The organism is Mesorhizobium sp. M0185 (genome assembly GCF_040322175.1).
GTDB lineage: Bacteria > Pseudomonadota > Alphaproteobacteria > Rhizobiales > Rhizobiaceae > Mesorhizobium.
This window is the reverse complement of record NZ_JAMYSY010000008.1, coordinates 79,836-105,268: the sequence shown is the minus strand read 5'-3', so window position 1 is coordinate 105,268 and position 25,433 is coordinate 79,836. Positions and strand designations below refer to the sequence as shown.

Below are 25,433 nucleotides of genomic sequence, written 5' to 3'. Positions count from 1 at the left end.
GCCACGCCCCAACCGCACCTCATGGAAATCCATGCATTGCACGGGGCGGCGGCGCCCCTTCACCGAGAGCCGAAAAAACCAAGCGCTTACTGAGCGCCGCCAGTTATTGCGCAGCTTTCGCTTCAACCGGGAGGGTGAAGATGAATGTCGCCCCACGCGGCATGCTATTCTCCGCCCAAAGGCGTCCGCCGTGAGACTCGATGATCGAACGGGAGATCGCGAGCCCCATGCCCATTCCGTTCCCTTTCGTTGTAAAGAACGGCTCGAATATCTTGTTGGGACGTTCGATACCCGGGCCCCGGTCGCGGACCTCGGTCTGGATCGTGTCCTCTATCCGGCGCACGCGCATTGCAAGAACCTTGTCGCCCGCCGTGGTGTCCATCGCCTCCATGCCGTTGCGAATGAGGTTGACCAGGACCTGCTGGATCTGGACGCGATCGAACGCAACCAGCGGAAGGTTGCTTTCGACATCGATGTCCATGCGAACGCGACGCCGCATGGCTTCCTCGGCCATAAGGTCACGTGCTTCGGCAACGACGCTGGGGATCGGTGTGCTGGTTCTCATTTCAAGCGAAGGTCTGAACAAGGCACGGATCCGGCTGACGACATCCGCCGCCGAGTTGGCATCACGGATGATACGCTCGGCCGTGATCTTCGCGCGCTCGACGTTCGGGGGCTCGGCGGACAGCCAACGATGGCATGCGTTGGAGTTGGCGACGATGGCGGCCAGCGGCTGGTTCACCTCATGAGCGATGGATGCGGAGAGTTCGGCAAGGCTCGCCGCCTGGCTCGCACGCGCAAGTCTCTCTTGTGCCAGCCGAAGCTCCTCTTGTGTCCGCATCTCATTTTCGATGTCGAGGCAGATAACGTTCCACTGCACGATGGCGCCTTCAGCGTTGCGCATCGGCGCGGCGCGCGTCTCGACCCAGCGATATTCACCATCGAAGCGCCGCAGACGGTGCCGTCGCGCATACGGCTCGCCTGTGGACAGACAATCGGCATATCTCTCTTTGACACCTGTCAGGTCGTCGGGATGAACACCGGCGTCGAGTGTGCCAGCCAGCCGGGACTTTCCCGCTTCGTCCAATTCCTCAAGATTGTATCCGAGGAATTCGCGGAGCTGCTGGCTGCGATATATCGGTTCGCCATCCGGCGCGGCGCAATCGATCATTGCCGGCAGCGTTTCAACGAGCTGCCAGAGAGCCCGTTCTCTCTCGCGCAGCGCCTCTTCGACGCGCAGCTGATCGTCGATGTCGTGCGTAAGGCCGTACCATTGGACGATGCGTCCACCCTGGTCCCGCAGCGGCTCCGCGCGGCCCTCCATCCAACGATAAACGCCATCGGCACGGCGCAGGCGATACTTCATGAAGAAGCGCTCGCCGGTGGCAAAGCAGCTGTCGAGTGCTTCCTTCAGGCTGGCTGCATCGTCGGGATGGACGACGGTGGCAATGAAGGCCGCCAGCCGGCTCGTGTCCGGCTTTTCCGCGTCCGCTATGTCCAGGCCGAGAAAATCTATCAGGCGCTTGTTGAAGAAGCTCGGCTCACCGTTGGGAGACAGCCGCCAGAGGTAGCTCGGAACCATGTTGACGAGTTGCGAGAGCTCTCGTTCCCGGTCGTGCAACGCGGCTTGCGTGGTCACCAGGTCATGGATGTCGACGCTCACGCCGTACCATTGGAGAATGCTGCCATCTTCGTCGCGCAGCGGCTCGGCGCGAGTCTCGGTCCAGCGATAGCCGCCGTCGGCCCGCCTCTGGCGATATCTCTGAACGTAAGGCACGCCCGTTGCGAATGAATGGCGGATCGCCTGCCGTGCGGTGTCGATATCGTCTGGATGGATCACGCTCAGCGACGGCGAGCCGTCCGGGGCGGTGATGTCGTGGAGCGTGGCCCCGGTTACATCGGTGAACCGTTTGTTGACGTAGGAAGGCGTCCCTTCCCGTGTCGTACTCCAGATCAAAGCGGGCACGGTGTCGATCAGTTGCTGAAGGCGCCGCTCACTTTTGCGCAACGCCGCCTGCGCGCGCACCTCATCGTCGATGTCGAGAGAAACCCCGTACCACTGCACGACCGTTCCGTCGCCATCGCGTCGCGGCTCGACCCTGCACTCAGCCCAGCGATAGGTGCCGTCTTTTTCGCGCCAGCGAAACCGCATCGCGGAGCCGCCGCCAGTTTCGAAACACCTCAGCAACGTGCGCTGCACCTCGGGCGCATCTTCGGGATGAATCACCTCGTGCAGCAACGTTTCGATGCCCGGCTCGCCGAGCACATCAAAGTTCGCGATAACGGAGCGGAAATGGTCCTGGTATCGCTTGTTGAAGTAGACCGGCCCGCCGGTCGGCATCACACTCCAGATGCGGACCGGCACCGCGTCGATCATGTGCTGAAGTTGCTGCTCGCTCTGCCGCAACGCCGCTTCGGCGTGCATCTGATCGTCTATGTCGTGACAGAGGCCGTACCACTGGACGATGCGGCCAGCGTCATCGCGCATCGGCTCCGCCCGGCTCGACATCCAGCGATAGACGCCATCGGCACGGCGCAGGCGATAGCGCATCGCGAAGCTCGCACCGGTAGCGAAGCAACCACGGAGTGCATCGCCGAATGCTGCCGCGTCGTCCGGATGAACGGCGGCCTGTATCATCGCCGCCAGCCGGCTCATGCCCGGTCGGTCCAGATCCGCTACATCGAGGCCGAGAAAGTCGACCATGCGCCCATTGAAGAAGATCGGCTCGCCGTCGGGACCGAGCCGCCAGATGTGACTCGGGACCATGTCCACGAGTTGCGAGAGTTCCCGCTCCCGGTCGCGCAATGCTGACTCGGCCCGCTTCTGGTCCTCAATGTCTATTGTCGTGCCGTACCATTGAACGATGCGCCCCTGGCTATCGCGAAATGGTCGTCCTGAGCTTCGAAACCAGCGATAGACGCCATCGGCGCGCCGCAGACGATGCTCGGTATCATAGGGATCGCCGGTTTCGAGGCAATGCCGCCATCTGGCGGCTACAGGATCATAATCGTCGGGATGGACGGCTCGACGCCAGCCGAAATCATCGTCGTCTTCGGAAGTGTTGAGATCCTCATCCATGTTGCCGAGGAACGCCAGGGTGTTTGGGCTGACATAGGTGAATCTTCCGGCGGCATCGGCTGCCCACGCGTGGCCGGGCATGCTCTCGATGATTTGCAGCGCAAGCGTTGCTTCGGGGTCGATTTCGCCAAGTGAGTTGGACGCTGCTGTCATTGGCTTCTCCTGTCGGACAAAAAAGCCTGGGGACGGTCAGCGCTTGATATAGCACTTGTTTTCAATATCTGGACAGGCGAACTCACCGCCTAAATCTAGTTCCGCCATGCCACGGCTGCATCTCATGGAAATCCATGCATTGCGCGGAGATATCGCCGCAACGGGGGCCCTAACGATGGCCTCGCGCGAGGAGCGACGCGGATCGATGCATCAACACCTACCACTGGGAATACGAGCCGGACAGGTAAGACGCTACCGCTCGTCGAAGCAGACAGCAGCCACATCGCGCCTGCGAAGAGCAGAATGCCAAATGGCGCAAGCGTGATCAGGCGCATCCCGGTCCTTTGGATGACGAAGCCGGACAACAGAACCTGATCGGTAGTTCGTACTGAACCTCAGCACAGGTCGTATTATCAGTCAGCCGGATTCAGGCGCGCGAACGTGCCGGCGCGGATCTCCGTAGTGCCGAAGACCGCCCACGAGAAAATCCACTTTGAAGTGTTTCCGGATCATCCTGTGGCAGCAATGATCGCAGAGAGCGCCCTCTTGAAGAGTTCGGTTGTCTTAACGTTCACCTATTTTGACAAGCGCAACACGCATTCGCTGTGCGCAGTTGCGAGGGTTCATGAAAACAACCCGCTATCTTGCCGCCGGCTAACGCGGTGCGACACGCAGCCCGGCGGCATCGAAGAGATGCATGCGCTCCGGCGGCAGAGCGAGGTTGATCGGCGGCCCTTGCGATTCAACGCCCTGCTGCTTGAGAACGGCGATAAGTTTGCTGTCGCCGGCAATGGTGGCGTGGACAACTGTTTCCGGTCCCAACGCCTCGGCCAGCGTTACCCGCGCTTCCACCGATCCCTTGCCGCCATTCGAAAGTTGGATGTCGTGTGGCCGGATGCCAAGCGTCGCGTCGTCTCCCGGTTTCAGCGCGACCCCGTCGGCGGCGATCGAGGCCGACAGCCCGCCTGGACCTTCGACACGCACCTCGGCGCCGCTTGCCGAACGCACCTTCACTGGCAGCAGGTTCATCCGCGGCGCGCCGATGAAGCCGGCGACGAACAGGTTGGCCGGCGCGTTGTAGAGATCGAGCGGCCGGCCGACCTGTTCGATCCGCCCCGAGCGCATGACCACGATGCGGTCCGCCAGCGTCATCGCCTCGATCTGGTCATGGGTGACGTAGATCATCGTGGTTGCCAGCCGCCGGTGCAGGCCCGCCAGTTCAGCGCGCATGGTGATGCGCAGTTCGGCATCGAGGTTGGACAGCGGTTCATCGAGCAGAAAGGCGGTCGGATTGCGCACCACCGCACGGCCGATCGCCACGCGCTGCTTCTGACCGCCCGACAATTGGCCGGGCCGGCGGTCTAGATAGGGAGCAATTTCCAGCATGCGCGTCGCTTCCGTGATCCGCGCGTCGATCTCGGCCTTCGGCATACGAATGTTTTCAAGCCCGAAGGCGAGGTTCTGGCGCACGCTCATGTGCGGGTAGAGCGCGTAAGACTGGAACACCATCGCCAGACCGCGTTGCGCGGCCGAAACGTTGGTGACGTCGACCCCGTCGATCTCGACCTTGCCGTCGGTCGGCCGATCGAGTCCGGCAATCAACCGCAGCAGCGTGGACTTGCCGCAACCCGACGGGCCGACGAGGACCAGCATCTCGCCGTCACCGACGTCGAGGTTGATACCGTGCAAGATCTTCATCTTGCCGTAAGCGCGATCGATGTTGGTCAGCGTTATCCGTCCCATGACATCCTCACTTCAGCCCGGTGCCGGCAATGCCGGAGGTGATGTAACGCTGCAGGAAGACGAAGACGAGGACGACGGGGATCATCGTCACCACGGTCATCGCCAGGATGTAGTGCCACTGCACGTTTAGCTGGCCGGCATAGGTGTTGAGGCCGACCTGGAGTGTGTAGAGTTCCTTGCGCGACAGCACCACCAGCGGCCACAGAAAGTCGTTCCAGCGCCAGACGACCGAGAAGATCGCCAGCACGGCGAGCGCCGGTGCTGCAAGCGGCAATACGATGCGCCAGTAGATCTGCCATTCGGAAGCGTTGTCCATGCGCGCCGCATCGAGCAGCTCGTCGGGGATGGTCAGCATATATTGGCGCAGCAGGAAGACGCCGGTTGGCGTCGCCACGGTCGGCAAGATCACGCCCCACAGCGAATCGAGCAGTCCGACGGCGCCCACCACCGAATAGAGCGGCACCAGGATGACCGACAGCGGCACCATCAGCGTACCGACGATCACAAGCATCGTCAGATCGCGACCGCGGAACTTGTATTTCGACAAGGCGAAGGCGGCCATCGAATTGGTGAGCAGCGTGATCAGCGTTGCCATTGCCGTCACAAAAACCGAATTGCGCAGATAGCGCAGGAAGTCGAAATGGACGAAGGGCTCGGTGTAATTCTCCGTCGCGAAGCCGATTTCGCGCACCGGCTGCCGGTCGGCGATGTTGACCTTCACGATATCGTTCGGCGCCTGCGGATCCATCATTTGCGCCACGATGCCGATGCGCCGCACCTCGGCCAGCACCTTGGTCGAACCATCCGGCAACTTCACCCTGTAGAGGGTCAGCGGCTTGTCGTAACCTTCGACCCTCGCGTGTTGGCTGACATAAGGCATTATGGTCGGCGGGAACTCGGCGAGCTGTGCCGGCGTCTTGAATGACGAACCCACCAGCCAGACGGCCGGGCCGAACATGATGACAACGCCGCCGAGCAGCCACAGCCAGCTCACGATATCCGTCCAGTGCCAGCCGCGACCGCCGCGCCGGCGGGTCAGGAATGTCACGACCCGGCTCATTCGCGGGCTCCTTTCCGCTCACCCCGGCGTCCGACCTGCAGCTGAACCAAGGTCAGCACGACCAGCACCAACCCCATCAGGATCGAAGCCGCCGAAGCCAGCCCCGGATTGCGCAACAGGGAGGCGAAGCCGATCTCATAGATGTACTGCGTGATATAGAGGGTCGAGGTTCCCGGCCCTCCACCCGTCAGCACATAGACCTCGTCGAAGATCTGCACGGCGCGGATCAGCGCCAGTATGATGACGACAAGCAGATTCGGCATCAGCAGCGGCAGCGTGATGCGCCAGAACACCCGCGCCGGCTTCGTGCCGTCCATCTCGGCCGCTTCGTAAAGGTCGCGCGGGATCGCCTGCAATCCGGCAAGCAAGATCAGCGTATAGAAGCCCATATGTGCCCAAACCGAAACGCTGACCGCGGCGGTGAAAGCCCAGAAGCGGTCTGTCAGCCAGTTGTGCGGCTCGCCGCCCAGATCATGGACGATCAGGTTGAGCAGGCCCTGGCGCTGCAGGATCCAACGCCAGATCAAGCCGGTGACGACGGGCGACAGCAGCACCGGAAAGAAGAACACCGCGCGCCAGAAGCTGCGCCCGACGATCTCGCGGTTGAGGATCAACGCTGTCGCCATCGACACGACCGTCATCAGCGCCACCTGCACGACGACGAACAGGCCGGTATTGTGCACGGCCTTCCAGAAGAGATCCTCGTGGCAAGTGGCAGTGTCCAGGTAGTTGCCGCAATCGAGCAGGCGCTGATATTGCTCGAGCCCAACATAGGTTCGGTCCTGCAGGAAGTAGGCCGTTCCCGACGTGGCCGAATAGAAGAAGTTGATGATCATCGGCACCAGGACGAAAATGCCGAAGATCGCCATGTTTGGGGCGAGGAAGAACGCGGCCATGCCGCCGGTGCCCGTCGCTCGCTGCCAGAACTTCAGCGGCACGTTGACGATCGACGCCAGCCACACGACCGGCGCCGCGAGGGCGGCGCCAATCCATGCCTTCAGTGTCGCGGCGGCGATCACTTCGCCTCGGCAACCTTGTCGGCGATATCCTGGTCGATCCTGCCCCAGGCATCGTCGAGGCTGAGCTCGCCGGCCATCACCTGGCTGACGCGCGTCACCAGCGCGGCGAAGTAAGCGTTGGCCCACTTCCACGGCGGCAGCGCATCGGCCGCCGGCAGGGTTTCACCCGCCGCCTTGACGAACTTGTCGAGCGCCGGACCGACGTTCTTGTCGGCAGAAACCCATTTCAGCCCGCCCTTGTCTACGACGCCCTTGTGCGCGGGCAGAAACAGCGTGCGCTCGCTGAACTCTTTTACCACGTCTTCACGGGCTAGATAATCCATGACCTTGGCGACGTCCTTGGGGTTCTTCGTGTATTTGATGGCGACCAGCGCCGCGCCGCCCTTCACGCCCGAACAGCCTGCGGTACCGCAGGGCGAGCCGGTCGCCACCCAGTCGAAACTATCGCCGATCTTGGTCGATAGATTGGCGACCTGCCAGCTACCCGAATAATAAAACGGGATCTGGGCGTTGATGAAGTCGTCGGCGGCCGCGCGATAGGTCGAGCCTGCCGCCGAAACCCAGGTATCCTTCAGCATCAGGCCCTTGGCGGTCCAGTCGACGAGCTTGCCGACGAAAGCCTTGGTGCCGTCGTCCACTTTCGCCGGCATGCCATCGGGGCCGATATAGTTCGCTCCGAAGGAGACATTCGGACCCGAAATGCGGTGACCGGAACGATCGATGGCGAAGGCAGCCGGAAGCTGCTGGCTCTTCGCCACCTCGGCGGCGGCGTTGATCCAGTCGTCCCAGGTCGCCTTGTCACCGGGCAGCGGCACGCCGGCCTGTTCGAACAGCGTCTTGTTGGCGAAGCCGCCGGTGAGCGTGAGCTGGGTCATGAAACCCGGGATGGCGTTGGAGCCGTCGGGGCGCATCCAGTCCAGCGTGTCAGCGAAATTGTCCTCCCAATATTTCGGATCGGCCACCAGTGGCCTGAGATCGAGCCAGTGCTGGGCAAGCTCCTTGATGTTTGTGACGCGGGCGATGTCCGGACCCTGGCCGGCTTCGAGCTGGATGGGCAACTGCTCCTGGATCACCTTGTAGGCGACGTTGTCGAGCGTGACGTGGATGTCGGGATTGTCCTTCATGAAGCGGTTCAGAATGTCCTGGATGACATCGCCCTCGACACCGTCCGAATACCACATGATGCGCACGTCGCCGGCAAACGCGCTGGTCGATGCGAGCAGGCTGACCGATAGCGCGGCCAGCAAAGTGCGGGTCTTATTCATGCTTCGTCTCCTCCTTTAGCGGGGCGGCGCCCCGATGGTTCAAGCCTGCTACGCCCTCCTCCTCTTGAGCGTCGCAGCCGATCTCCTCCCTACTCTCTGTGCTTCATGCGCATCGCCTCACCGCGCACGGTCCAGTTGGCCGGATCGAGTGTACGTCCCTCAGCCACGATCCTTGCGTCGGCGAGGAAATGCACCGTGCCGTATTCCGGATCGTCGACGATCAACTCGCCGTCGGGACCCGACCGCACCGACAGGTCCCCAAAAACGGCAGTCCAGGCGTCGAGGGCCGGCCGATTGGCATTCCGGTCACCGAGGCGAAAGATCCATGTCGTCCTGCGTCCCGCCGCCCGCAGCTCGTTGCCGGCGGTCGGGCCGGCCACTACCTGCATGAGCGGCACATCCGTCTTCAGCATGACGAAGGCGTCGCCCGATTGCGCGAACGCCCGATCGCCACCCACTTGCACGGCATCGAAGGCACGTGCGGGGAACCAGGCGTGCGTGAAGTCGGGCTGTTCATCCGAGCAGGAGAAGCTGACGACTGCGAGGTCGCGGTATTGGTGAAGCCGGGGCAAAGTGCCTGAGCCACCCCAATATGATGGTCTGCCATATCCCGACTGCAGCACTTCGCCGGGGTGGTTGATCCAGATCTGCGCATCCGGATTCTTGCCCAGCCGGGCGTGAATGACGGTCTCCTGATAACCCCATTGGTTCCAGCGGTAGCCAGCGGCGCTGCCCATCGCATGGTCGCGCGTCTTGTAGTGGTAGAGCCGCGCGAAGCGATCTTGTCCCTGCGCAAAAGTCCATTCCCACGCCGTATCGTCGGTGAGGGAAGCAATTGCTGCCAACCCGTCCGGAAGGCTCAAATCGTGATCCCGCAGGCACAATGCCAGCTGCGGCAGCGCGTGAAAGCGCATGCCGTAGTTGCCCTTGCCCCAAAGCATGCGGCAGATGCCGGATAATTCCAGGGAACGCGCGGCGCGCAGCGTGTGCTCATAGGAGCGGCCCTGCGCCCCGGTGAGGATGCCGCGATGCGCCGAGCGGGCGACGATTTCAAGCAGGCGTATGATTGCCTTGCCGGCACGTTCGGCGATGTCCTTGTCCGGGGCCAGCGCGTAGAGCGCGCACAGGCCCTTGAGGTCGATCGGGAAATAAGGCGCCGAGTTGAACTCGGCCATCTCCCATGCCTCGAAATGGTCGAGCCAGGCGCGTACACGCGCGGCTCCAACCGCGGACTGTTCGCGGCCAAGGCGGCCCGACCGCACGAACCGCACATCAGGCAACAGGCCCCCGGCAATATAGGCGGCGGTGTGGAAGAGCAGCGCGTGGTTCTCGGAGAAGTACCACTGCACATCATTGCCGGGCTCGTCCATCCAGTAGCGATAGCCGAGGATGGCGTTGTCGACGCGCGCGCGCAGGCTCGCTTCCAGCCGATCGCCATAGGCCTTGCGGCACCACAGCAGCGGCACCAGGATAAAGTCGGCGCAATCGTGACAATCCTCGATCGCCGGCAGCGTGCCGGAGATCATGGCGTCGGTCTCGGCGCCCTGCCGCCCGATCGCCAGGCGCGCCAGCGCGCGCACCGTATCGGCCTCGGCGTGACCGGCGACCTCGCGCAGGGCTTCATCTATCCGCGCGGTAAGCGTTTCCGGCGCATCGCCCTGACGGCGCGCGTGGCATATCTCGACGCCGAAGATACGCGATACGGCATGGTCTGCGACCGTCAGCGCTACCTTGAAATGGCGAAAGTCGGCCGGCAGCTGCTCGGTATCGGCGATCGGCAGCCGCGTCTGGCCCGCCGGCAGATGGAAGGCGAAGCGCACCGGCGTCTCGATCGACATGAAATCGCCTTCGATCTCGATCTCGACTTGCGCGTCGCGCGGCAGGGCCACGCCGGTGACGAGCGCCACCTCGCCGCCGTCATAGGCGGGACGGTCGAAATGCATGGCGTCAAGGGCTGCTTCCATCGCATCGGCAACGCCGCTCTCGACTTCGATCGGCAGTGCCACCGAAGCAGCCGGACCGGATAGATAATCGAGCTGGAAATAGTAGCGGGCGTCGCGCTCGGCGAGATCGTCGAACCACACGCGAATGTCGTTACGGCCGGCCCGCAGCGCGATCTTGAAATGCTCGGCACTTTCCAGGTTGCGGCCGTAGGGCGCCATCCAGCCGGCTTCCTCGCCATTGGCAAAGAGTGTGGCGCCGCCGCATGTGCGCAGCCGCACCAGCGCCTCGCCAGCCGAGGCCGCCTCGATGGTGGTCTCGGCCCAGGTTCCAAGCACCGTCGGCCGGAACCAGAAGCCCGACAGGTCGATGCGCGGCGAGGCGAAGGGCAGCCAGATGCGCTCGGCGCCGAATTCGGCGCTGACCTGTGGTCGCTTGCCGCGTCGTTCCCCTGCGAACTGCGTGCGGCACGGATATTCATGGGGAATGAAATTCTTGTGCTTGGTCAGGAAGAAGAAGGGATCCATCTCGCCTTGCATAGGCTGGTCGGCCACGTCGTAGCGTTGCTCGGCGATAGACCCGAGCCGCCAATAGACGATTGGCTGCCCCGCCATGAGCGGCCGGCGCAGCGTAAAATCCGTGCGAACGCTTTGCGCGGCCTCGCTCATCGCAAATCCTTCACGGCAACTGGATCGACATCGGTGTAGGCCTGGTTCTCGCCGGTCATGCCCCAGACGAAGGCATAGGGGCCGGTGCCGGCACCCATATGGATAGACCAGGCAGGCGACAGGACGACGTCGCCGTCGGCGACCATCAGGTGGCGCGTCTTGTCTGGCCGGCCCATCAGATGGATTACACGGTCGGCCTCGGCGAGGTCGAAATAGCAATAAGCTTCCATGCGCCGCTCATGCAGATGCGGCGGCATGGTGTTCCACACACTGCCCGGCGCGAGGTCGGTGATCCCCATCAGCAAGAGGCAGGACGGGGCCACTTCGGGATGGATGTACATACGCAGCGTGCGCCTGTTCGCACGGGCCTCCTCGCCAAGCACAAGCGGCCTGGCTTCGCTGCTGACGATGAGACGGTGCGCAATATCGGCGCCAGCCGGCACCGAGTTCATGTAGAAGCGTGCCGGCCTCTCCGGATCGTCGCTCTCCAGCGTCACCTCACGCGCTCCGCGTCCGACATAGACGATGTCGCGGTTAGCCACGTGAAAGCGCCGGCCGTCCACCGCGACCGTGCTATTGCCGCCGAGATTGGCGATGCCCATCTCGCGCGCGTCAAAGAAGAGCGGGGTGCCGACTTCGGCCCCGTTGCCGAATGCCAGCGGGTTGGCCAGCGGCACCGCGCCACCGACGATCATGCGGTCGACATGGGTGTAGACGAATTCGATCGCGCCAGGCCGGAACAAGCCGTCGACGAGGAACTCGGCCCTCAGCCGGTCCGTGTCCATGCCGGCAATATCGCCCGGCGACGCGCCATAGAGCGTCCGCATCATGCCGCCTCCACCTTCGACTGCAGATGCCGCGCCCCTTCGGTCAGGCACAGAATGGCCAGCGCCTGCCCGTAGCCCGTCGGATGGATGGGTATATCGCGATAGAACTGCAGGTCGGCGCCCATGCGTGTGCCATAGGACACGTTCGCCACCACACCTTTGTCATCGATGTTGGCCACCACGGCTTCCAAGGCGCGGAGGCCGGCGGCACGGCACTCTGTCGAGCCGATTCCGAGCCGCGCGGCCTTCATCAACCCGTAGCCGAAGCCGGCCGTGGCGGAAATCTCCTCGTAAGATGTCGGGTCGTCGAGCAGAGTGTGCCATGCGCCCGAACCTGCCTGCACCTCGAGCAGGGCGTTGATCTGCGTGTCCAGCACGCCGAGCAGATAGGCCCGGACCGAAGGTGCAATTTCGGCGAACTCCACCAGTTCCAGGATGCCGACGGTAATCCAGGCATTGCCTCTCGCCCAACGCGCGCGGGCGAAATTGTGCCGTCCCGCGAACGTCCAGCCGTGAAACCACAGCCCTGATGCCGGGTCAGCGAGATAACGGGCGTGGACCAGGAATTGCCTTTCTGCTTCCTCGACGAAGCGACGCTGGCCGGCAGCCTGGCCGTAGGATGCGAGGAACAGCGCCACCATGAACAGCGTGTCGTCCCACAATTCGTCGTCGTTGACCCGGTCCGAAACATCATGCTGGAAACCGCCTTCGGGCGTCCGCGGCAAGGCGGTGGCCACCCGCTCGGCCCATTCGCGCAGCACCGGCTCGAAGCGCGGCTGGCGCCGGCGCCGCCACAATTCGCTTAGCGCCAAAAGGGGCGCGGTGGTGTTGACGTTCATCGCAGGGAGACCGGCAGCGATGCGTCGGTCGTACCAGGCCTCGATCGTCTGCAGCAGCCGATCGTCGCCGGTCTGCGCCCACAGCCGAACCAGCCCGTAGAGCCCGACGCCTTGCGGCCATTCCCAGCTGTCGAAGCTGACATAGTCGCCCGGCGTGCCGTCGAGATTCGGCTCATGGAACCGCCCGTCATGACGCAAGCCGGTCATGCCGGCCACAAGGCTGGCAAGCACGGAATTCAGGCGTTCGGCCGATAGCGGCATCACTCCTCCCGTTTCTCCCGCTTCATCGGAATTGTTTCACAGCCATTTTTCTTGCGCAATCTGAAAATTTTTTGCATTAATCGGATGACTTTGCCGGAGGTGACGGAGCGGATGAATATCCAGGGCAAGCGCGGCAGCCCCAGCCGCCGCATTCGACTTGAAGAGATAGCGGCGCGTTGCGGCGTGTCGGTCAGCACCGCCTCCCGTGCGCTGAGCGGCGTCGGCGGCGTGAGGGACGAGCTTCGCACCAGGATCATCGAAACGGCGAAGTCGATGAACTATGCCATTCCCGCCTCGGTTGCCGGCCGCAAGGTCATCCTGGCCGCAAGCAGCGTGGCAATGGTGGACAGTGCCCGCAATCAGTTCACCTACCATGTCCTTGATGGACTCAACGAGCGCGCCCGGTTGCTGGGCGTCGAACTCGTGACCCGGCCGGTTTCGGCGCCCGAGGACGAAATCGCACTGCTGCGTGAATCCGAGCGCGACGACAGCGTCGCCGGCTGCCTGTTTCTGACGCTGGACGATGACGATGTGCTGACGCTGACAGCCGGATTCGCCAAGCCGATCGTGCTCGTCAACGGCGACGATCCCTCGATGCGCCATTCGAGCGTGACGCCCTGCAATCGCTCTGCCGCCATGCTTGCGGCGCAGCATCTGATCGGCCTCGGCCACCGCCGCATCCTGTTCCTGATGCGGCGTGGCCGGCGCACGATCGAGCGGCGCTACGAAGGTTGGCGCGACGCGCTGATCACGGCCGGCATTGCCGGCTTCGACGACTTCGTGGTCGAGGTGCAGGACTGGCTGCCGGAACTTGCGAGCAGGGCCGTGACCGAGCGCATCGCGGCCCGTGGCCTCGATTTCACCGCCGTGCTGACGGCCGGCGACAGCTTGGCGTTTGGTGCCATCGCCGGCGTCCAGGAGGCCGGATATTCGGTGCCTGGCGATGTGTCCGTGGTCGGTATGGACGACTTGCCGCTCGCTGCCTTCTGCAACCCGCCGCTGACGGCGATGCACATTCCCATGCGCGAGATCGGATCGGCGGCGCTTAGCCTGCTGCTCGACGATATGGCCCATTCGGGGTCGCCGCCGCGTCGCGTCGAACTTGCCTGCAATCTCGTGGTGCGCCAGTCGACGGCACCAGCCCGAAGCGGCGCCGGCGGTCATCAACTGGCCTCTTGAGCGCGCGACTTGCCGCCAGCAAAGAGCAGCGGCAAACCCTCTTGCGTCTGCAGTTCAAGGACACGTCCAAGCAGGATCATATGGTCGCCAGCCGGGAAGCGGTCGGCGACGCTGCATTCGAACCGCGCCAGTGCGCGCGGCAGCAATGGCACGCCGTGCTCGCTCCACGACAGGTCAAGATCGGCAAAGTCCGTCCCCGACTTCGAAAAACGCCAGCACAGATCGATTTGATCTTCCGCCAGCACGTGAATGGCGTAGTGCGCGGAATTGGCGAAGGCTTCGAACCGGCGCGAGTGGCGGCCGATAGACCAGAGCACCAGCGGCGGATCGAGCGACACGGATGAGAAGCTGTTGGCAGTGATTGCGACCGGGCCGTCGGCCGTGCCTGTGGTGACGACCGTGACGCCGGTGGCGAAGCGCCCGAAGGCATTGCGCAAAAGGCGTGGATCGCACACGACATGCTCCATCAGCGGCGCTCCCCCGTTCCCAATGGTGTCGCCGGGGTCCGTTCCGGCACACGGCCATAGGCGTGCGGGAGCGAGCATGTCTTGAGCTGGGGCAACACCTTGGTGCCGAAATGACGCGCTTCGTCGAGATGCGGGTAGCCGGAAAAGATGAAGGCGCGGATCCCCATCTTCATATACGTCTCGATTTCCGACAGAACCTGATCGGCCGAGCCCACGAGCGCCGCGCCGCAACCAGAGCGCGCCCGCCCGACGCCCGTCCACAGATGCGGCTCGACATAGCCTTCGGCATCGGCGATCTGGCGGTTCCTGGCTTGGTGCGATACGCCGAGCGATCGGGCGTCGAGCGCGCGCTCGCGGATCGCCCTGCCCTGCTCGTCGTCCAGTTTCGAAACCAGCTCCCGGGCATATTCCTTTGCCTCGGCCTCGGTATCGCGCACGATCATGTGGACGCGCAGGCCGTAGTCGAGCGTCCGCCCATGGCGCTCGGCGCGCTCGTGAACTGCTCTCATGCGGCCGGCAAGTTCCTCCCTGGTTTCCGGCCACATCAGGTAGACATCGCACTGTTCGGCGCAAAGCTCGAGCGCGTCGGGCGAATAACCGCCGAAATAGAGCAGCGGGCCGCCATTTTGCTGATAGGGCTTCGCTGGCGCCGTCGAGAGTCCTTTATAGCGATAGACCTCGCCCTCGAAATCGATGCTGTCCCTGGTCCAGGCCTGGCGCAGGATCTGCACAACCTCGCGCGAACGCTGATAACGGTAGGCGCTGTCGGCTGTCTCGCCCGGAAAGTCCGACGAAATGATGTTCACCGTCAGCCGGCCTTCCAGCATGTGATCCAGCGTCGCAATCGTGCGCGCCAGCATGATCGGCTGCATCTCGCCGCAGCGCACAGCGGCTAGCAGATTGATCTTCGAGGTGATCGGCGCGCAGCCGGCTACGAAGCTCAGCGTGTCCTGGCCGACCTGATAGGACGACGGACACAAGATGTTGCGGAAACCTAGTTCCTCGGACGTCTTCACGATCTCAGAGCAATGCGCCCAGCTCGAGCGCAACGCGCCGTCCGGCACACCGAGATAGCGATAGTCGTCCGAGCAGAGTGCGGCGAACCACGAGACTTCGGCTGCATCGAGATCCGGCGAGGTGATTGGGACGATGCTCATTGCCACTCTTCAAAAAAGAAGCCCGGGCCATTCTTCAAAGAGGTCCGGAGCTGCGAATAGGGCTTGCGTAGCATTCGTTTTGGTGTAGATCAATACTGTATCAATTTGAGCCAAACCCGAAACCGGGATGCGATTGGACACCGGATGCATTTGACAAGGGCTGACCCCGGCCACCGATCCAGCCAGATGCGCGGGCCCTTGCCTGTGCACTTGCAGACCAGCGAAATGCTGATCCGCGAAATCGCGGCCGGACGGCTGGCCGACGGGGCGCGGCTGCCGCCCGAGCGCGAGATGGCCGCGAGCCTCGGGATTGCCGTCGGCACGCTCAGGCGGGCGCTGGCAGATTTGACCGAAAAGGGCCTTCTCGACCGCATCCAGGGCTCGGGTAACTATGTGCGGGCGCGCGGCGACTTGCTCGGGGTCTATGCCTTTTTTCGCCTGGAGCGCATCGGCGGTGGCGGCCTGCCGAGCGCCGACGTGCTGTCCATCGAGCGGCTGCCCAAGCCCGCCGACCTGCCGCAATTCGGCAGCGCCGGCGAAGCCCACCGAATACGCCGGCTGCGGCGGCTCGACGGCGAGCCGGCCGCGGTCGAGGAGATCTGGCTGGACGTCAGCCGCGCCGAGCGGCTCAAGCGCGAGGATTTGTCGGAATCCCTCTATCTCCACTACCGGCTCGCGCTCGGCTTTTCGATCGTTCGCGCCGAAGACCATGTTGCCGTCGCGCCTGCGCCGGACTGGGCCCCGCTTGAGTTCAGGCCACCGCCGGGCACGGTCGTGGGTTTCATAGAACGTATCGCCTGGGCTGGCGACGGCGCCAGCGCGGAATATTCCCGCAGCTGGTTCGATCCGGGCGCGGCGCGGTACGTCACGCGTTTCAGATAGGCCGGAGGAAGACGCCGCGTGACCAGATCATCGATCGGCTACGGCATCATTGGCTGCGGCATGATGGGCCGCGAGCATATCCGCAATATCGCTCTGTTGCCCGACGCGCATGTGGCCGCGATCGTCGAGCCGGACCCCGGCATGTTGGCGGCGTCGCTGGCGACGGCGTCGGGTGCGCGATCGGCGGCATCGATCGCCGAACTGCTGGCCATGGATGAGGTGGACTGCGTCTTGATTGCCAGCCCCAACCACCAGCACCTCGGTCAGATGGAGCAGATCGCCGCACTTCGACCACTGCCGGTACTGGTGGAAAAGCCGCTCTTCACCGAGGGCGCCGACGAGGGGCGCATCGCGGCGTTGAAAGCTCGGCTTCCGCTCGTCTGGGTGGCCATGGAATATCGCTATATGCCCCCCGTCGCCGTATTCGTCGAGCAGGCGCGCCCCGCCACCGGCGGCATCCGCATGCTGACGATCCGCGAGCACCGCTTCCCGTTTCTGGCCAAGGTCGGCGACTGGAACCGCTTCAACCGCAACACCGGCGGCACGTTCGTCGAGAAGTGCTGCCACTTCTTCGACCTGATGCGGCTGATCCTCGGATCGGACCCCGTCCGCGTGATGGCGAGCGCTGGACAGGCCGTAAACCATCTCGACGAACGCTATGGCGGTGAGAGGCCGGATATCCTTGACCATGGCTATGTGCTGGTTGATTTCGCGAGCGGCGCGCGCGCCATGCTGGAACTCTGCATGTTTGCCGAGGGCAGCCGCTACCAGGAGGAACTCTGCGCTGTCGGCGGCGACGGAAAGATCGAGTGTCTGGTGCCCGGACCAGGCCGTTTCTGGCCGACCCACCTTGGCCCTGCGCCAGTGCCCCAGTTGATCGTTAGTCCGCGCAATCCGCCTGGACCACGACTGCTGGAGATTCCCGTCGACCCCCGGCTGCTCGAGGCAGGCGACCATAACGGTTCGACCTATTTCGAGCACGCCCGCTTCACCGCTGCGGTGCGCGGACAAGGCAAGGTGGAAGTGACCTTGCAAGACGGCTGGTGGGCCGTCGTCATGGGTCTTGCCGCCCAGAGATCGGCCCGCGAAGGCCGCGCCATCGAACTCGCCGGTGAATTCGCGTTGCCGACCTAGGCCGACGACGCATTACCGGACCACCGAGTCAGATGCGCCGACCGGTTGCTGCGTCGAACAGATGCGCACATGCGCGGTCGATCTCGATCCGCACCCCTTCGCCTTGCTTGAGCGCAAGCCTTTCTCGGAACAGGCAGGAAATTTCTTCACCGGAGCAGTCGACCTTGGCGAAGATTTCCGAGCCTGTCGCCTCGAGAAGCGTGATCGTGCCCGGCACGCCCTGCCCGGTTGCCCGGATATGTTCCGGTCGAATGCCGTAGACGAGTTCGCGTCCCGCGGCATCCGCCGGCTGGGCGCCTTCCGGCAACGGCAGGATCAACCCGCCGGCGCTGCGGAACACGCCCTCCTCGATGCGGCCGGCAATGAAGTTCATAGCGGGCGAGCCGATGAAACCGGCAACGAAGAGGTTGGCCGGATGGTCGTAGAGGTCCAGTGGCGCGCCGATCTGCTCGACCAGGCCGTCATGCAGCACGACGATCTTGTCGGCCATCGTCATGGCTTCGATCTGGTCGTGCGTGACATAGATCGTCGTGGTACCCAGCCGCTGGTGCAGGGCCTTGATCTCGCCGCGCATCTGGACGCGCAACTTGGCATCGAGGTTGGAGAGCGGCTCGTCGAACAGAAAGACCTGCGGGTCGCGTACGATCGCGCGACCCATGGCAACGCGCTGGCGCTGGCCGCCCGAAAGCTGGCGCGGATAGCGGTCAAGCAGCTTTTCCAGGCCGAGGATGCCGGCTGCCTTCCTGACCCGGCCAGCGGTATCGGTCGGGTCGGCTTTCTTGATCTTGAGGGCAAAGCCCATATTGTCGGCCACAGTCATATGCGGATAGAGCGCATAATTCTGGAACACCATGGCGATGTTCCTGTCCCGTGCCCGCAGATTGTTGACCATACGCTCGCCGATGGCGATCTTCCCGCCGGAGATCGTCTCAAGGCCTGCGATCATGCGCAGCAGCGTCGATTTTCCGCATCCCGACGGGCCGACCAGGATGACGAACTCGCCGTCGGCGATATCGACGCTGACGTCGTGAATGATCTTGGTGGCCCCGAAGGCCTTCTGCACGTTGTTGATCGTTACCGATGCCATTGGATCTTTCCTGGAAAAAGAGTGATGTCAGGGCGCGCCCTCAGCCGCCCTTGACGGCGCCGGCGGTCAGCCCCGCGACGATCTGCCTTTGCGCGAACATGGTCAGGATCAGCACCGGCAACGTCACCACCAGCGCCGCCGCGGCGAGCGGCCCCCAGCTGACCTGCTCGTAGGACAGCATGTTGTAGACGGCGACCGGGAGTGTGCGCGTCTCACGGCTGGCGAGCACCACGCCGAAGACGAAATTGTTCCACGAGAAGATCACGGACAGGATGAAGGCGACGACGATGCCCGGCTTGGCGATGGGCAGGGCAACCAGCCGGAAAACCTGCCAGGAGCTGGCGCCGTCGATGTTGGCCGCCTCTTCCAGTTCCATCGGCGTGGTCTCGAAATAGCCGATCATCACCCACACCACGATCGGCACCGTCACCACCAGATGGATGATGATCTGCGGCCACAGCGTGCCGAGTATCCCGATCCATTGGAACAGCAGAAACAGCGGGATGAGATAGGATAGCCCAGGCGTCATGCGGGCGATCATGATGACGACCGCCGATCGTTCAGCCTTGAGCCGTGCGATGCCATAGCCGGCCGGTACGCCGATCAGCAGCGCCAGCAAGGTCGCCGTGCCGGTCACCAGAACCGAATTCCAGAGATAGAGCAGGAAATTGTTCTCCTCGAACACCTTTACATAGTTCGACCAGGCGAAGCGTTCGGGGATCAGGATCGGCGGATAGGCACCGTTGTCGATCTCGAATTTCAGCGACAGCGAGATCATCCAGAGGAAGAACAAGATCGCCGGGGAGACGAAAACCAGGGCAGCGAAAAACAGACCGATCTGGTTGAGCAGCCGTGAACTCATCTATTTGCCCTCCGTATCGATCCACTGCGAGCGTTGGCGCAGCATCAGCAGGACAAACGACAGGGCCACGATGACAATGAAGAACACCACGGCCATGGCCGAGCCGTAGCCGATATCGTAGTAGGAGAAGGCGGTGTTGTAGAGATAGATGTTGATGGTCTCCGACGCCGTTCCCGGCCCGCCCTGGGTCATCGCGTAGATGATGTCGAAGCTCTTCAGCGCATCGATGGTGCGGATGATGACCGCGATCATCAGGAACGGCGCGATCATCGGCAGAGTGAGATAGCGGAATTGCTGCCAGGCATTGGCGCCGTCGATCTCGGCGCTTTCGAAGGGCTCGCGCGGCACCGAGGCCAGCCCGCCAAGCACGATCAGCATGACCAGCGGCGTCCACTGCCAGGTCTCGACCGCAACCAGCGACGGGATGACCGTGTTGGCGTTGAATATCCATTCCTGAGCCGGGATGCCGACCAGCGACAGCAGGTAGTTGAGCACGCCAAGCTGAGGATGGAACATCATTGTCCAAACCAGTGCGACGGCAACGGGTGTCGCCATCATCGGCATGACGAAGACGCCGCGCAGCAAGCCGCGCAGCGGAAACCTGGCATCGAAGATCAGGGCGGCCAGAGTGCCCAGCAGCATCGGCGCTGCAACCGAGAGGAAGGTGTAGGTCAACGTATGAACAAGGGATTCCCAGAAACGTGGGTCGCTGGCCAGGCGGAGATAGTTTTCCATGCCGGCAAAGCTCCGCGACTGGCCGAGCGTCCAGCGATTGACGCTCATCCACAGGGTGAAAGCCCAGGGGAAAACGATGACGGCGCCGACGACGACGAGTGCGGGGACAACGAAAGGCCAGTAGTTGGGAGCCAGCCGGATCGTCTGGCTCCCGTCGACAACCGGCATCGTCACCCCGGTCTGTTCTGGGGTGGTGGCCGACATCAGCCCTGCTCGCTCCTGTCGAGAACCGGCTGGAATTGTTCGGTGGCCTTCTTCAGCTCCGCGGCTGGATCGGCGCCGGCAATCATGTTGGTCAACGCCACGCCATAAATGTCGCGGAATTCCGTGACGGGGATGATGACCGGCAGTGCCAGCCGACTGATATTGCCCGAGCCGACCACGGCATCAAGCCAGCTTGCCGGCATGGTGACGCCTTCGCGCACCTTGGGATCCTCCAGCACGGATTTGCGGAACGGAACGCCGGCGCCGGCCTGCAACAGCCGTGCACCCATGGTTGGCGATACCGCCCACTGGCAGAACAGATAGGCAGCCTCCTTCTTCTCGCTGGCGGCGGTAACGCCAATCCCGTCGCCGAAGGTGCCCGAGGCATGCGCCTTGGGACCCTTGGGCATCACGCCGTAACCGACCTTGCCGACCACCCTCGATTTTTCCGGATTTTCCATCGGCGGGGCAAAACCCACGCCGTCGAGCCACATGCCGATCTTGCCCTGCAGGAAGGCCGACTGTGCTTCGGCCCAGTTGAACCCGGTAACGCCCGGAGGGGCGGACTTGGTCATCAATCTTTGATAGAGCGCGGCAGCCTCGATCGCCTCGGGAGCCTCGGTGCGCAGCTTGCCCTTGTCATCTAGCGGCGTCATGTCGTACCCGAGCATCAGCGACGTCCACACCGGCGTGTTTGCGTTCTTGAGCCCGCGGGCGACGAAGCCGTATGTATTGGTCGAGGGGTCGGTCAGCGCTTCGGCGGCTGCCACCAGTTGCTCGAAGGTCTCTGGGTATTTGAGGCCCTTGGCCTCGAACAGCTCCTTGTTCCAATACAGGATCCAGTAGTCCACCGAGAACGGTAGCGAGCGCAGCACGCCCTGGCCGTCCTTGGCAAACAGAATGCCGGCTTCGGCGAAGTCGCTTTCGACCAGCGCCGGGTCGGTGAGCGACGGATCGGCGAGATAGCCGGCGATGTCGGCCAGCCAGCCACCCTTCTCGAACTGGCGCTTCTGCACGTGGTAGCTCAGATGCACGACGTCGAAGCTCGGCTTGCCCGAGCTCAACTCGATCACCGTCTTCTGGCGCTGCTGCTGCTCGGGCGTTGCCTCGGCATTGACCTTGATGCCGGTCAGTTCCTCGAACTCGGCGAGATATTTCAGGATGGTGTCGCTGCGCGGGCTTTTCACCAGATTGACGTCAAGCGTCGTCCCGGCAAAGCGTTTCCAGTCAACGCCTGCGGCAAAGCCGGGGCGAAGCCCCACAAGGCCGGCAGCGGTTAGCGCCGCGGTTCCGGCAAGGAGTTGCCTCCTGGTTGGGTTGAACAGATTGGACGACATTTCTTCCTCCCGGTTGCTGTCGTTGTGGATGCGCCGCGAACCGCGGCGCGGCTATATTTCCTCAGATCTGGAGCGCCAGCCGGCGCGCATTGTCGATATGCAGACTGATCGCTTCAACCGCTTTTTGCGGATTGCGGCTCTCCATGGCTTCGATGACCGCCAAATGTTCGCGCATCACCGGCACCACACGACCGTCGATGCGGAAACGCTCCTGGTGGATCAGCCGGATTTTCACCGAGTTGACCAGATAGGCCTTGGCGATAATCTCGTTGCCGAGCGCATTGATGAAGGTGTCGTGCATCGCCCAGTCGATGTTCTGGGCCTTGGCTTCCATTTCTGGCGTCGGCGCCTGCCCGAGAGCTTGAGCCAGCATCTCTTCATGTTCGCGCCGCATGCGGGCAAGTTCGGCATCAGAAGCACTGGTCGTGAATAGCGCCACTGCCTCGCGTTCCATGAACAACCGAAACTGAAACGCCTCGCGGATCAGATTGATATCGATATGCGCGATCTGCATGCCGCGCTGCGGGATGGTGGTCAGCAGTCCCTCGGCCTCGAGACGCGGGACGATCTCGCGAATGGCACCCAGCGGCAGCCCGGTAAAAGCGACCAGTTCGCGCTGTGACACGAACTGCCCCGGCCGCAGATCGCGGGCCAGCAAATGCCGCGTGAAGCTGGCATAGGCCTTCTCCCGGAGAGTGATCGGTTCGCTGCCGTCTTCCACTTCAGCTCGCTTCCTTGTCGGTCAGCCCGGCCTTGTCGGTCAGGCGGCCTCTGTCGCAAACAGCCTGTCGTAGGCAGCGGCAAGCTGCCGCTGTCCCTGCGGATCGATCGCCTCTAGGGGCGGGCGGACCGCCAGCCAGCGCTCGTCGCCGGTCTTGCGCGCGACCATGACCTTCACCGCCGGCGTGACCGGGTATTTGAGCAATTCGAGCACGAAGTCTTCGACGCGTGGGTCGTCGCCCCCGTTTTCGACCATTGCCCGGATTTCGCCGGTAACAAAATTAGCCATGCCGGAAATCGCGCCCTGTCCGCCGCGGCGCACGCTTCTCGCCAGATGCCGTTCGTCGCCGATGAGGATCACCAGATCGCCGTGCGCCTCAAGCAGCGCCTCACTGTAGCTCCAGTCCCCGCCGGAATCCTTCACCCCGGCCACCACAGCGGGAAAAGCGGCGCGCAGCCGGCCGATCAGCCCAAGCGGGAGCGGCACCATGGTGACTGAGGGGATGTTATAGAGCAGCACGTCGCGCGCCAGCGGACCCAGTGCGGCGAAGACGGCGGAAAACCATCCGAACAGCCCGTCCTCGCCGACATTCTTGAAGTAGCTCGGCGGAGCGAGCAGAATGTTGCGAACGCCGCGCTGCAAAGCGTGCCGGGCCTGATCGGCGGCATCTTCGGCTGCATCGACCAGCACTCCGGCGACGAGCTGATGTGGCGGAATACCGGCCGCCAGCATGGCCTCGGTGACGATCCGTCGCTCGTCGGTGCCGACCGAGGCACCTTCGCCGGTGGTGCCGAACAGCGTCGCGCTGCTGCAGCCGGCGCCAAGGCAGGCTCGGGCATGCGCGATCATCGGCGCGAGCGCTATCTGCCCCGACGGGTCGAAGGGTGTGGTCAGGGCAACCGAAAGACCAAAGCGGGAAGCCAATGCGATCTCCGTTGAAATCAATGTGGACGTAGCGTTAGCACGCTAACATGTCAGATGTAAACGGGTGATCTTGCCAACTGGTCACTGCCGCACGGCGCCGGCGAGGGCCGATCACATCCGATGACACATGCTGCTGCCCCCGAGCGTTCTTGCTAGATCGGCCGGAAACTTTGGGGTAGCCGCTATGGTTCGCCGTGGAATGCGTAATAAATCCACGTTCGCTGAGCGCGCCGGACAAACGCGGTTCGCTACCATTCAAAGCAACGACTTTAATATCGGTTTACCTGAATCTGCTAGCAGCAATGACGCCGGTTTTTCGTCGGTTAAGCAAAGGGTTCCACCTTGCCGCAGCAATTCAGCACTCCGTTCGGTCACCGGGGCGATCGCAACTGGCCGAGGTTACACGGCTTCATGGGCGTCGAGTTGGAACGCGCGCCCGATGTTCTCGTGCCTCGTGTCGCCTTGGCCCGGAAGCTCGGTGGACGGGACTTTGGTGGCGGGAGCCGGGCTTGAGCGTCATTCGCGCCTTGCAAGGCGCCGATCTCCCGGCAGTTGCGAACATGTTTCAGCGCGTGCTGTTGAAGGAGAGGACCGAAGCGCCGGCCTCTCTCGTGGAATACATGAAACGGTTTTATCTGGATGCGCCCGGTTGCGCAGACAACCTCCGGTCGCTTGTCCATGTCAACGACGCCGGTCGCGTCTCCGGATTTGTCGGCGTCCACGTCCTGCCGATGACGTTCAACGGCCGACAACTACGCGCGGCCATCTGTAGCTCGCTCATGGTCGAGGACCATGAGCACGACCCGCTGGCCGGCGCCCGCTTGCTGAAAGCTTACCTGGATGGTCCGCAGGACATCTCCTTCAGCGAGACGGCCAACGATATTTCCGTGAAATTGTGGACCCGGCTGCGCGGCGTGGTCCTGCCGCAATACAGCCTTGACTGGGTCCGCGTGATGCGCCCCGCGGCCTTCATGCTCAGCCTTTCCGCCAATCGCATGGCGCTTGCGCGAATGCTCAATCCGCTGGCGCGGACAGTCGACCGATTTTACTGCAGAAGGATGACGTCCAGCGAACGACGTTGGTCGGGTGTGGCGGTGGACGGGGCAGGCCACGGAGCATTTCGTACATCCGAAATCGACAGCCACGCATTTGCCAAGCTCATCGAACCGTTTACCGCTCAATTCGCCCTGCGCCCAGATTGGACGGAAGACCAACTCGACCACATCCTGACCGATGCCGCACAAAAGCCGGATCTGGGCGAGCTTGTGTACGTTTGCGTGACATCGCCAGTCGGCACCAATGTCGGCGCTTTCGCCTACTACGCACGAAAGTATGAAATTGGTCGCGTGCTGCAGATCTTCGCCCTCCCCGGCCAGGCGGGCTCGGTGATTGACTGCCTGATCGATCACGCCGCCGCGCGCGGCGTCAGCGGCCTGCGCGGACGTATTCAACCTGCACTTCTGGAGGCGATGCTTGGACGACGCATTGCTTTCCTGACCGTTGCCTCAACGGTGGTACATTCACGTGATCCAGAGCTTTTGGACGCCATGAAGAACTCGCAAGTCTTCCTGAATGGGCTTGCGGGCGAGCAGTGGAGCCGGCTGATCGGCAGCCGTTTCAGCTGAGGCGGGATGCTTTCAAGTTGAAACCGAGCATCCCGCTCTATCTATTTATTTTAGGCGCGTTTCCACTTGGCTGCAAAATGCTTGGGTCAAAACCCAATCACTCTGAACGACCGAGTTCGACCGTTTGCCGTCATCCAGTTGGGAGCGTCGCATGACGCGATCTGACCCTTGTCCGACATTCGGGCTCTCATGCAGCAAGGTACACAGACCCGAAAAGCTGTCTTTCAGGGCCGGCGGCAATGGCATCAACCTGCGACCTGCTGT

Annotated in this window: 21 protein-coding genes; 4 read left to right on the top strand and 17 right to left on the bottom strand. The window is 63.1% G+C overall.

Features of this window, described 5'->3' with window-relative positions; all coding sequences use genetic code 11:
* Window positions 1–103: 103 nt before the first annotated feature.
* The 9 genes from NKJ20_RS09100 to NKJ20_RS09060 all read right to left on the bottom strand — a co-directional run bounded on the left by NKJ20_RS09100 (window position 104) and on the right by NKJ20_RS09060 (window position 13,052).
* A complete protein-coding gene (locus NKJ20_RS09100; protein ID WP_352743646.1) occupies window positions 104–3,232 on the bottom strand; it encodes a PAS domain-containing protein in 3,129 nt (1,042 codons plus the stop codon).
* Between the two features lie 654 nt (window positions 3,233–3,886).
* Window positions 3,887–4,975 carry an ABC transporter ATP-binding protein gene (locus NKJ20_RS09095; protein WP_352449844.1) on the bottom strand — a complete coding sequence of 363 codons (1,089 nt, stop codon included), beginning with the start codon at window positions 4,973–4,975 and terminating at the stop codon, window positions 3,887–3,889.
* A gap of 7 nt (window positions 4,976–4,982) precedes the next feature.
* Window positions 4,983–6,035, bottom strand: a complete 1,053-nt coding sequence (locus NKJ20_RS09090; RefSeq protein WP_352743644.1) for a carbohydrate ABC transporter permease — start codon at window positions 6,033–6,035, stop codon at window positions 4,983–4,985.
* Entirely contained in the window at window positions 6,032–7,054 is a 1,023-nt protein-coding gene (locus tag NKJ20_RS09085) for a carbohydrate ABC transporter permease (protein ID WP_502902800.1), read from the bottom strand. Before NKJ20_RS09085 ends, NKJ20_RS09090 begins: the two co-directional genes overlap by 4 nt.
* Entirely contained in the window at window positions 7,051–8,319 is a 1,269-nt protein-coding gene (locus tag NKJ20_RS09080) for an ABC transporter substrate-binding protein (RefSeq protein WP_352743642.1), read from the bottom strand. Before NKJ20_RS09080 ends, NKJ20_RS09085 begins: the two co-directional genes overlap by 4 nt.
* Window positions 8,320–8,408: 89 nt before the next feature.
* The gene (locus NKJ20_RS09075; protein ID WP_502902799.1) at window positions 8,409–10,928 is read right to left on the bottom strand and encodes a hypothetical protein; all 2,520 of its coding nucleotides are present in this window, start codon (window positions 10,926–10,928) and stop codon (window positions 8,409–8,411) included.
* Window positions 10,925–11,758, bottom strand: a complete 834-nt coding sequence (kduI, locus tag NKJ20_RS09070; RefSeq protein WP_352743641.1) for a 5-dehydro-4-deoxy-D-glucuronate isomerase — start codon at window positions 11,756–11,758, stop codon at window positions 10,925–10,927. Before kduI ends, NKJ20_RS09075 begins: the two co-directional genes overlap by 4 nt.
* Window positions 11,755–12,855, bottom strand: coding sequence for a beta-galactosidase BglB (bglB, locus tag NKJ20_RS09065; RefSeq protein ID WP_352576542.1), 1,101 nt, complete (start codon window positions 12,853–12,855; stop codon window positions 11,755–11,757). Before bglB ends, kduI begins: the two co-directional genes overlap by 4 nt.
* Window positions 12,855–13,052 carry a hypothetical protein gene (locus NKJ20_RS09060; protein ID WP_352743724.1) on the bottom strand — a complete coding sequence of 66 codons (198 nt, stop codon included), beginning with the start codon at window positions 13,050–13,052 and terminating at the stop codon, window positions 12,855–12,857. Before NKJ20_RS09060 ends, bglB begins: the two co-directional genes overlap by 1 nt.
* On the opposite strand from NKJ20_RS09060, the gene NKJ20_RS09055 reads away from it, so the two are divergent.
* Complete coding sequence (locus tag NKJ20_RS09055; protein WP_352743639.1) at window positions 12,967–14,034, top strand: LacI family DNA-binding transcriptional regulator; 1,068 nt, start codon at window positions 12,967–12,969, stop codon at window positions 14,032–14,034. The genes NKJ20_RS09060 and NKJ20_RS09055 overlap by 86 nt on opposite strands.
* Here NKJ20_RS09055 and NKJ20_RS09050 read toward each other — a convergent pair.
* Window positions 14,019–14,501 carry a flavin reductase family protein gene (locus NKJ20_RS09050; protein ID WP_023674185.1) on the bottom strand — a complete coding sequence of 161 codons (483 nt, stop codon included), beginning with the start codon at window positions 14,499–14,501 and terminating at the stop codon, window positions 14,019–14,021. The two genes, NKJ20_RS09055 and NKJ20_RS09050, sit on opposite strands and share 16 nt — an antisense overlap.
* On the bottom strand, window positions 14,501–15,658 hold the full coding sequence (locus tag NKJ20_RS09045; RefSeq protein ID WP_352743638.1) for an LLM class flavin-dependent oxidoreductase: 1,158 nt from the start codon (window positions 15,656–15,658) through the stop codon (window positions 14,501–14,503). The genes NKJ20_RS09050 and NKJ20_RS09045 overlap by 1 nt, the downstream gene beginning before the upstream one ends.
* A 225-nt stretch (window positions 15,659–15,883) precedes the next feature.
* On the opposite strand from NKJ20_RS09045, the gene NKJ20_RS09040 reads away from it, so the two are divergent.
* The gene (locus NKJ20_RS09040) at window positions 15,884–16,540 is read left to right on the top strand and encodes a GntR family transcriptional regulator (RefSeq protein WP_352743636.1); all 657 of its coding nucleotides are present in this window, start codon (window positions 15,884–15,886) and stop codon (window positions 16,538–16,540) included.
* A gap of 60 nt (window positions 16,541–16,600) precedes the next feature.
* Window positions 16,601–17,674 carry a Gfo/Idh/MocA family protein gene (locus tag NKJ20_RS09035; RefSeq protein ID WP_502894825.1) on the top strand — a complete coding sequence of 358 codons (1,074 nt, stop codon included), beginning with the start codon at window positions 16,601–16,603 and terminating at the stop codon, window positions 17,672–17,674.
* A gap of 28 nt (window positions 17,675–17,702) precedes the next feature.
* Here NKJ20_RS09035 and NKJ20_RS09030 read toward each other — a convergent pair whose 3' ends face one another.
* From NKJ20_RS09030 to NKJ20_RS09005, 6 genes are all read right to left on the bottom strand, one after another.
* Window positions 17,703–18,761: an ABC transporter ATP-binding protein gene (locus NKJ20_RS09030; RefSeq protein WP_352743632.1), complete on the bottom strand. Its 1,059-nt coding sequence runs from the start codon at window positions 18,759–18,761 to the stop codon at window positions 17,703–17,705.
* A gap of 40 nt (window positions 18,762–18,801) precedes the next feature.
* Window positions 18,802–19,623: a carbohydrate ABC transporter permease gene (locus tag NKJ20_RS09025; protein ID WP_023674179.1), complete on the bottom strand. Its 822-nt coding sequence runs from the start codon at window positions 19,621–19,623 to the stop codon at window positions 18,802–18,804.
* A complete protein-coding gene (locus NKJ20_RS09020; protein ID WP_352449957.1) occupies window positions 19,624–20,526 on the bottom strand; it encodes a carbohydrate ABC transporter permease in 903 nt (300 codons plus the stop codon).
* 35 nt (window positions 20,527–20,561) lie between these two features.
* Complete coding sequence (locus NKJ20_RS09015) at window positions 20,562–21,899, bottom strand: extracellular solute-binding protein (protein WP_352449854.1); 1,338 nt, start codon at window positions 21,897–21,899, stop codon at window positions 20,562–20,564.
* Window positions 21,900–21,960: 61 nt separating this feature from the next.
* Window positions 21,961–22,620, bottom strand: a complete 660-nt coding sequence (locus NKJ20_RS09010) for a GntR family transcriptional regulator (protein ID WP_023674176.1) — start codon at window positions 22,618–22,620, stop codon at window positions 21,961–21,963.
* Between the two features lie 39 nt (window positions 22,621–22,659).
* Window positions 22,660–23,544 carry a dihydrodipicolinate synthase family protein gene (locus NKJ20_RS09005; RefSeq protein WP_031211068.1) on the bottom strand — a complete coding sequence of 295 codons (885 nt, stop codon included), beginning with the start codon at window positions 23,542–23,544 and terminating at the stop codon, window positions 22,660–22,662.
* 509 nt (window positions 23,545–24,053) lie between these two features.
* Between NKJ20_RS09005 and NKJ20_RS09000 the strand changes: the two genes are divergently transcribed.
* Window positions 24,054–25,169 (top strand): hypothetical protein, encoded by a 1,116-nt coding sequence (locus NKJ20_RS09000; protein WP_352743630.1) that lies wholly within the window; start codon window positions 24,054–24,056, stop codon window positions 25,167–25,169.
* The last annotated feature ends 264 nt before the right edge of the window (window positions 25,170–25,433 follow it).

Coding starts and splice junctions, on each gene's coding strand:
- NKJ20_RS09045 (WP_352743638.1), bottom strand. CDS start 15,658: ATGAGCATCGTCCCAATCACCTCGCCGGATCTCGATGCAGCCGAAGTC.
- kduI (WP_352743641.1), bottom strand. CDS start 11,758: ATGATGCGGACGCTCTATGGCGCGTCGCCGGGCGATATTGCCGGCATG.
- NKJ20_RS09030 (WP_352743632.1), bottom strand. CDS start 18,761: ATGGCATCGGTAACGATCAACAACGTGCAGAAGGCCTTCGGGGCCACC.
- NKJ20_RS09015 (WP_352449854.1), bottom strand. CDS start 21,899: ATGTCGTCCAATCTGTTCAACCCAACCAGGAGGCAACTCCTTGCCGGA.
- NKJ20_RS09080 (WP_352743642.1), bottom strand. CDS start 8,319: ATGAATAAGACCCGCACTTTGCTGGCCGCGCTATCGGTCAGCCTGCTC.
- NKJ20_RS09050 (WP_023674185.1), bottom strand. CDS start 14,501: ATGGAGCATGTCGTGTGCGATCCACGCCTTTTGCGCAATGCCTTCGGG.
- NKJ20_RS09040 (WP_352743636.1), top strand. CDS start 15,884: ATGCTGATCCGCGAAATCGCGGCCGGACGGCTGGCCGACGGGGCGCGG.
- NKJ20_RS09020 (WP_352449957.1), bottom strand. CDS start 20,526: ATGCCGGTTGTCGACGGGAGCCAGACGATCCGGCTGGCTCCCAACTAC.
- NKJ20_RS09095 (WP_352449844.1), bottom strand. CDS start 4,975: ATGGGACGGATAACGCTGACCAACATCGATCGCGCTTACGGCAAGATG.
- NKJ20_RS09090 (WP_352743644.1), bottom strand. CDS start 6,035: ATGAGCCGGGTCGTGACATTCCTGACCCGCCGGCGCGGCGGTCGCGGC.
- bglB (WP_352576542.1), bottom strand. CDS start 12,855: ATGCCGCTATCGGCCGAACGCCTGAATTCCGTGCTTGCCAGCCTTGTG.
- NKJ20_RS09035 (WP_502894825.1), top strand. CDS start 16,601: ATGATGGGCCGCGAGCATATCCGCAATATCGCTCTGTTGCCCGACGCG.
- NKJ20_RS09025 (WP_023674179.1), bottom strand. CDS start 19,623: ATGAGTTCACGGCTGCTCAACCAGATCGGTCTGTTTTTCGCTGCCCTG.
- NKJ20_RS09100 (WP_352743646.1), bottom strand. CDS start 3,232: ATGACAGCAGCGTCCAACTCACTTGGCGAAATCGACCCCGAAGCAACG.
- NKJ20_RS09075 (WP_502902799.1), bottom strand. CDS start 10,928: ATGAGCGAGGCCGCGCAAAGCGTTCGCACGGATTTTACGCTGCGCCGG.
- NKJ20_RS09055 (WP_352743639.1), top strand. CDS start 12,967: ATGAATATCCAGGGCAAGCGCGGCAGCCCCAGCCGCCGCATTCGACTT.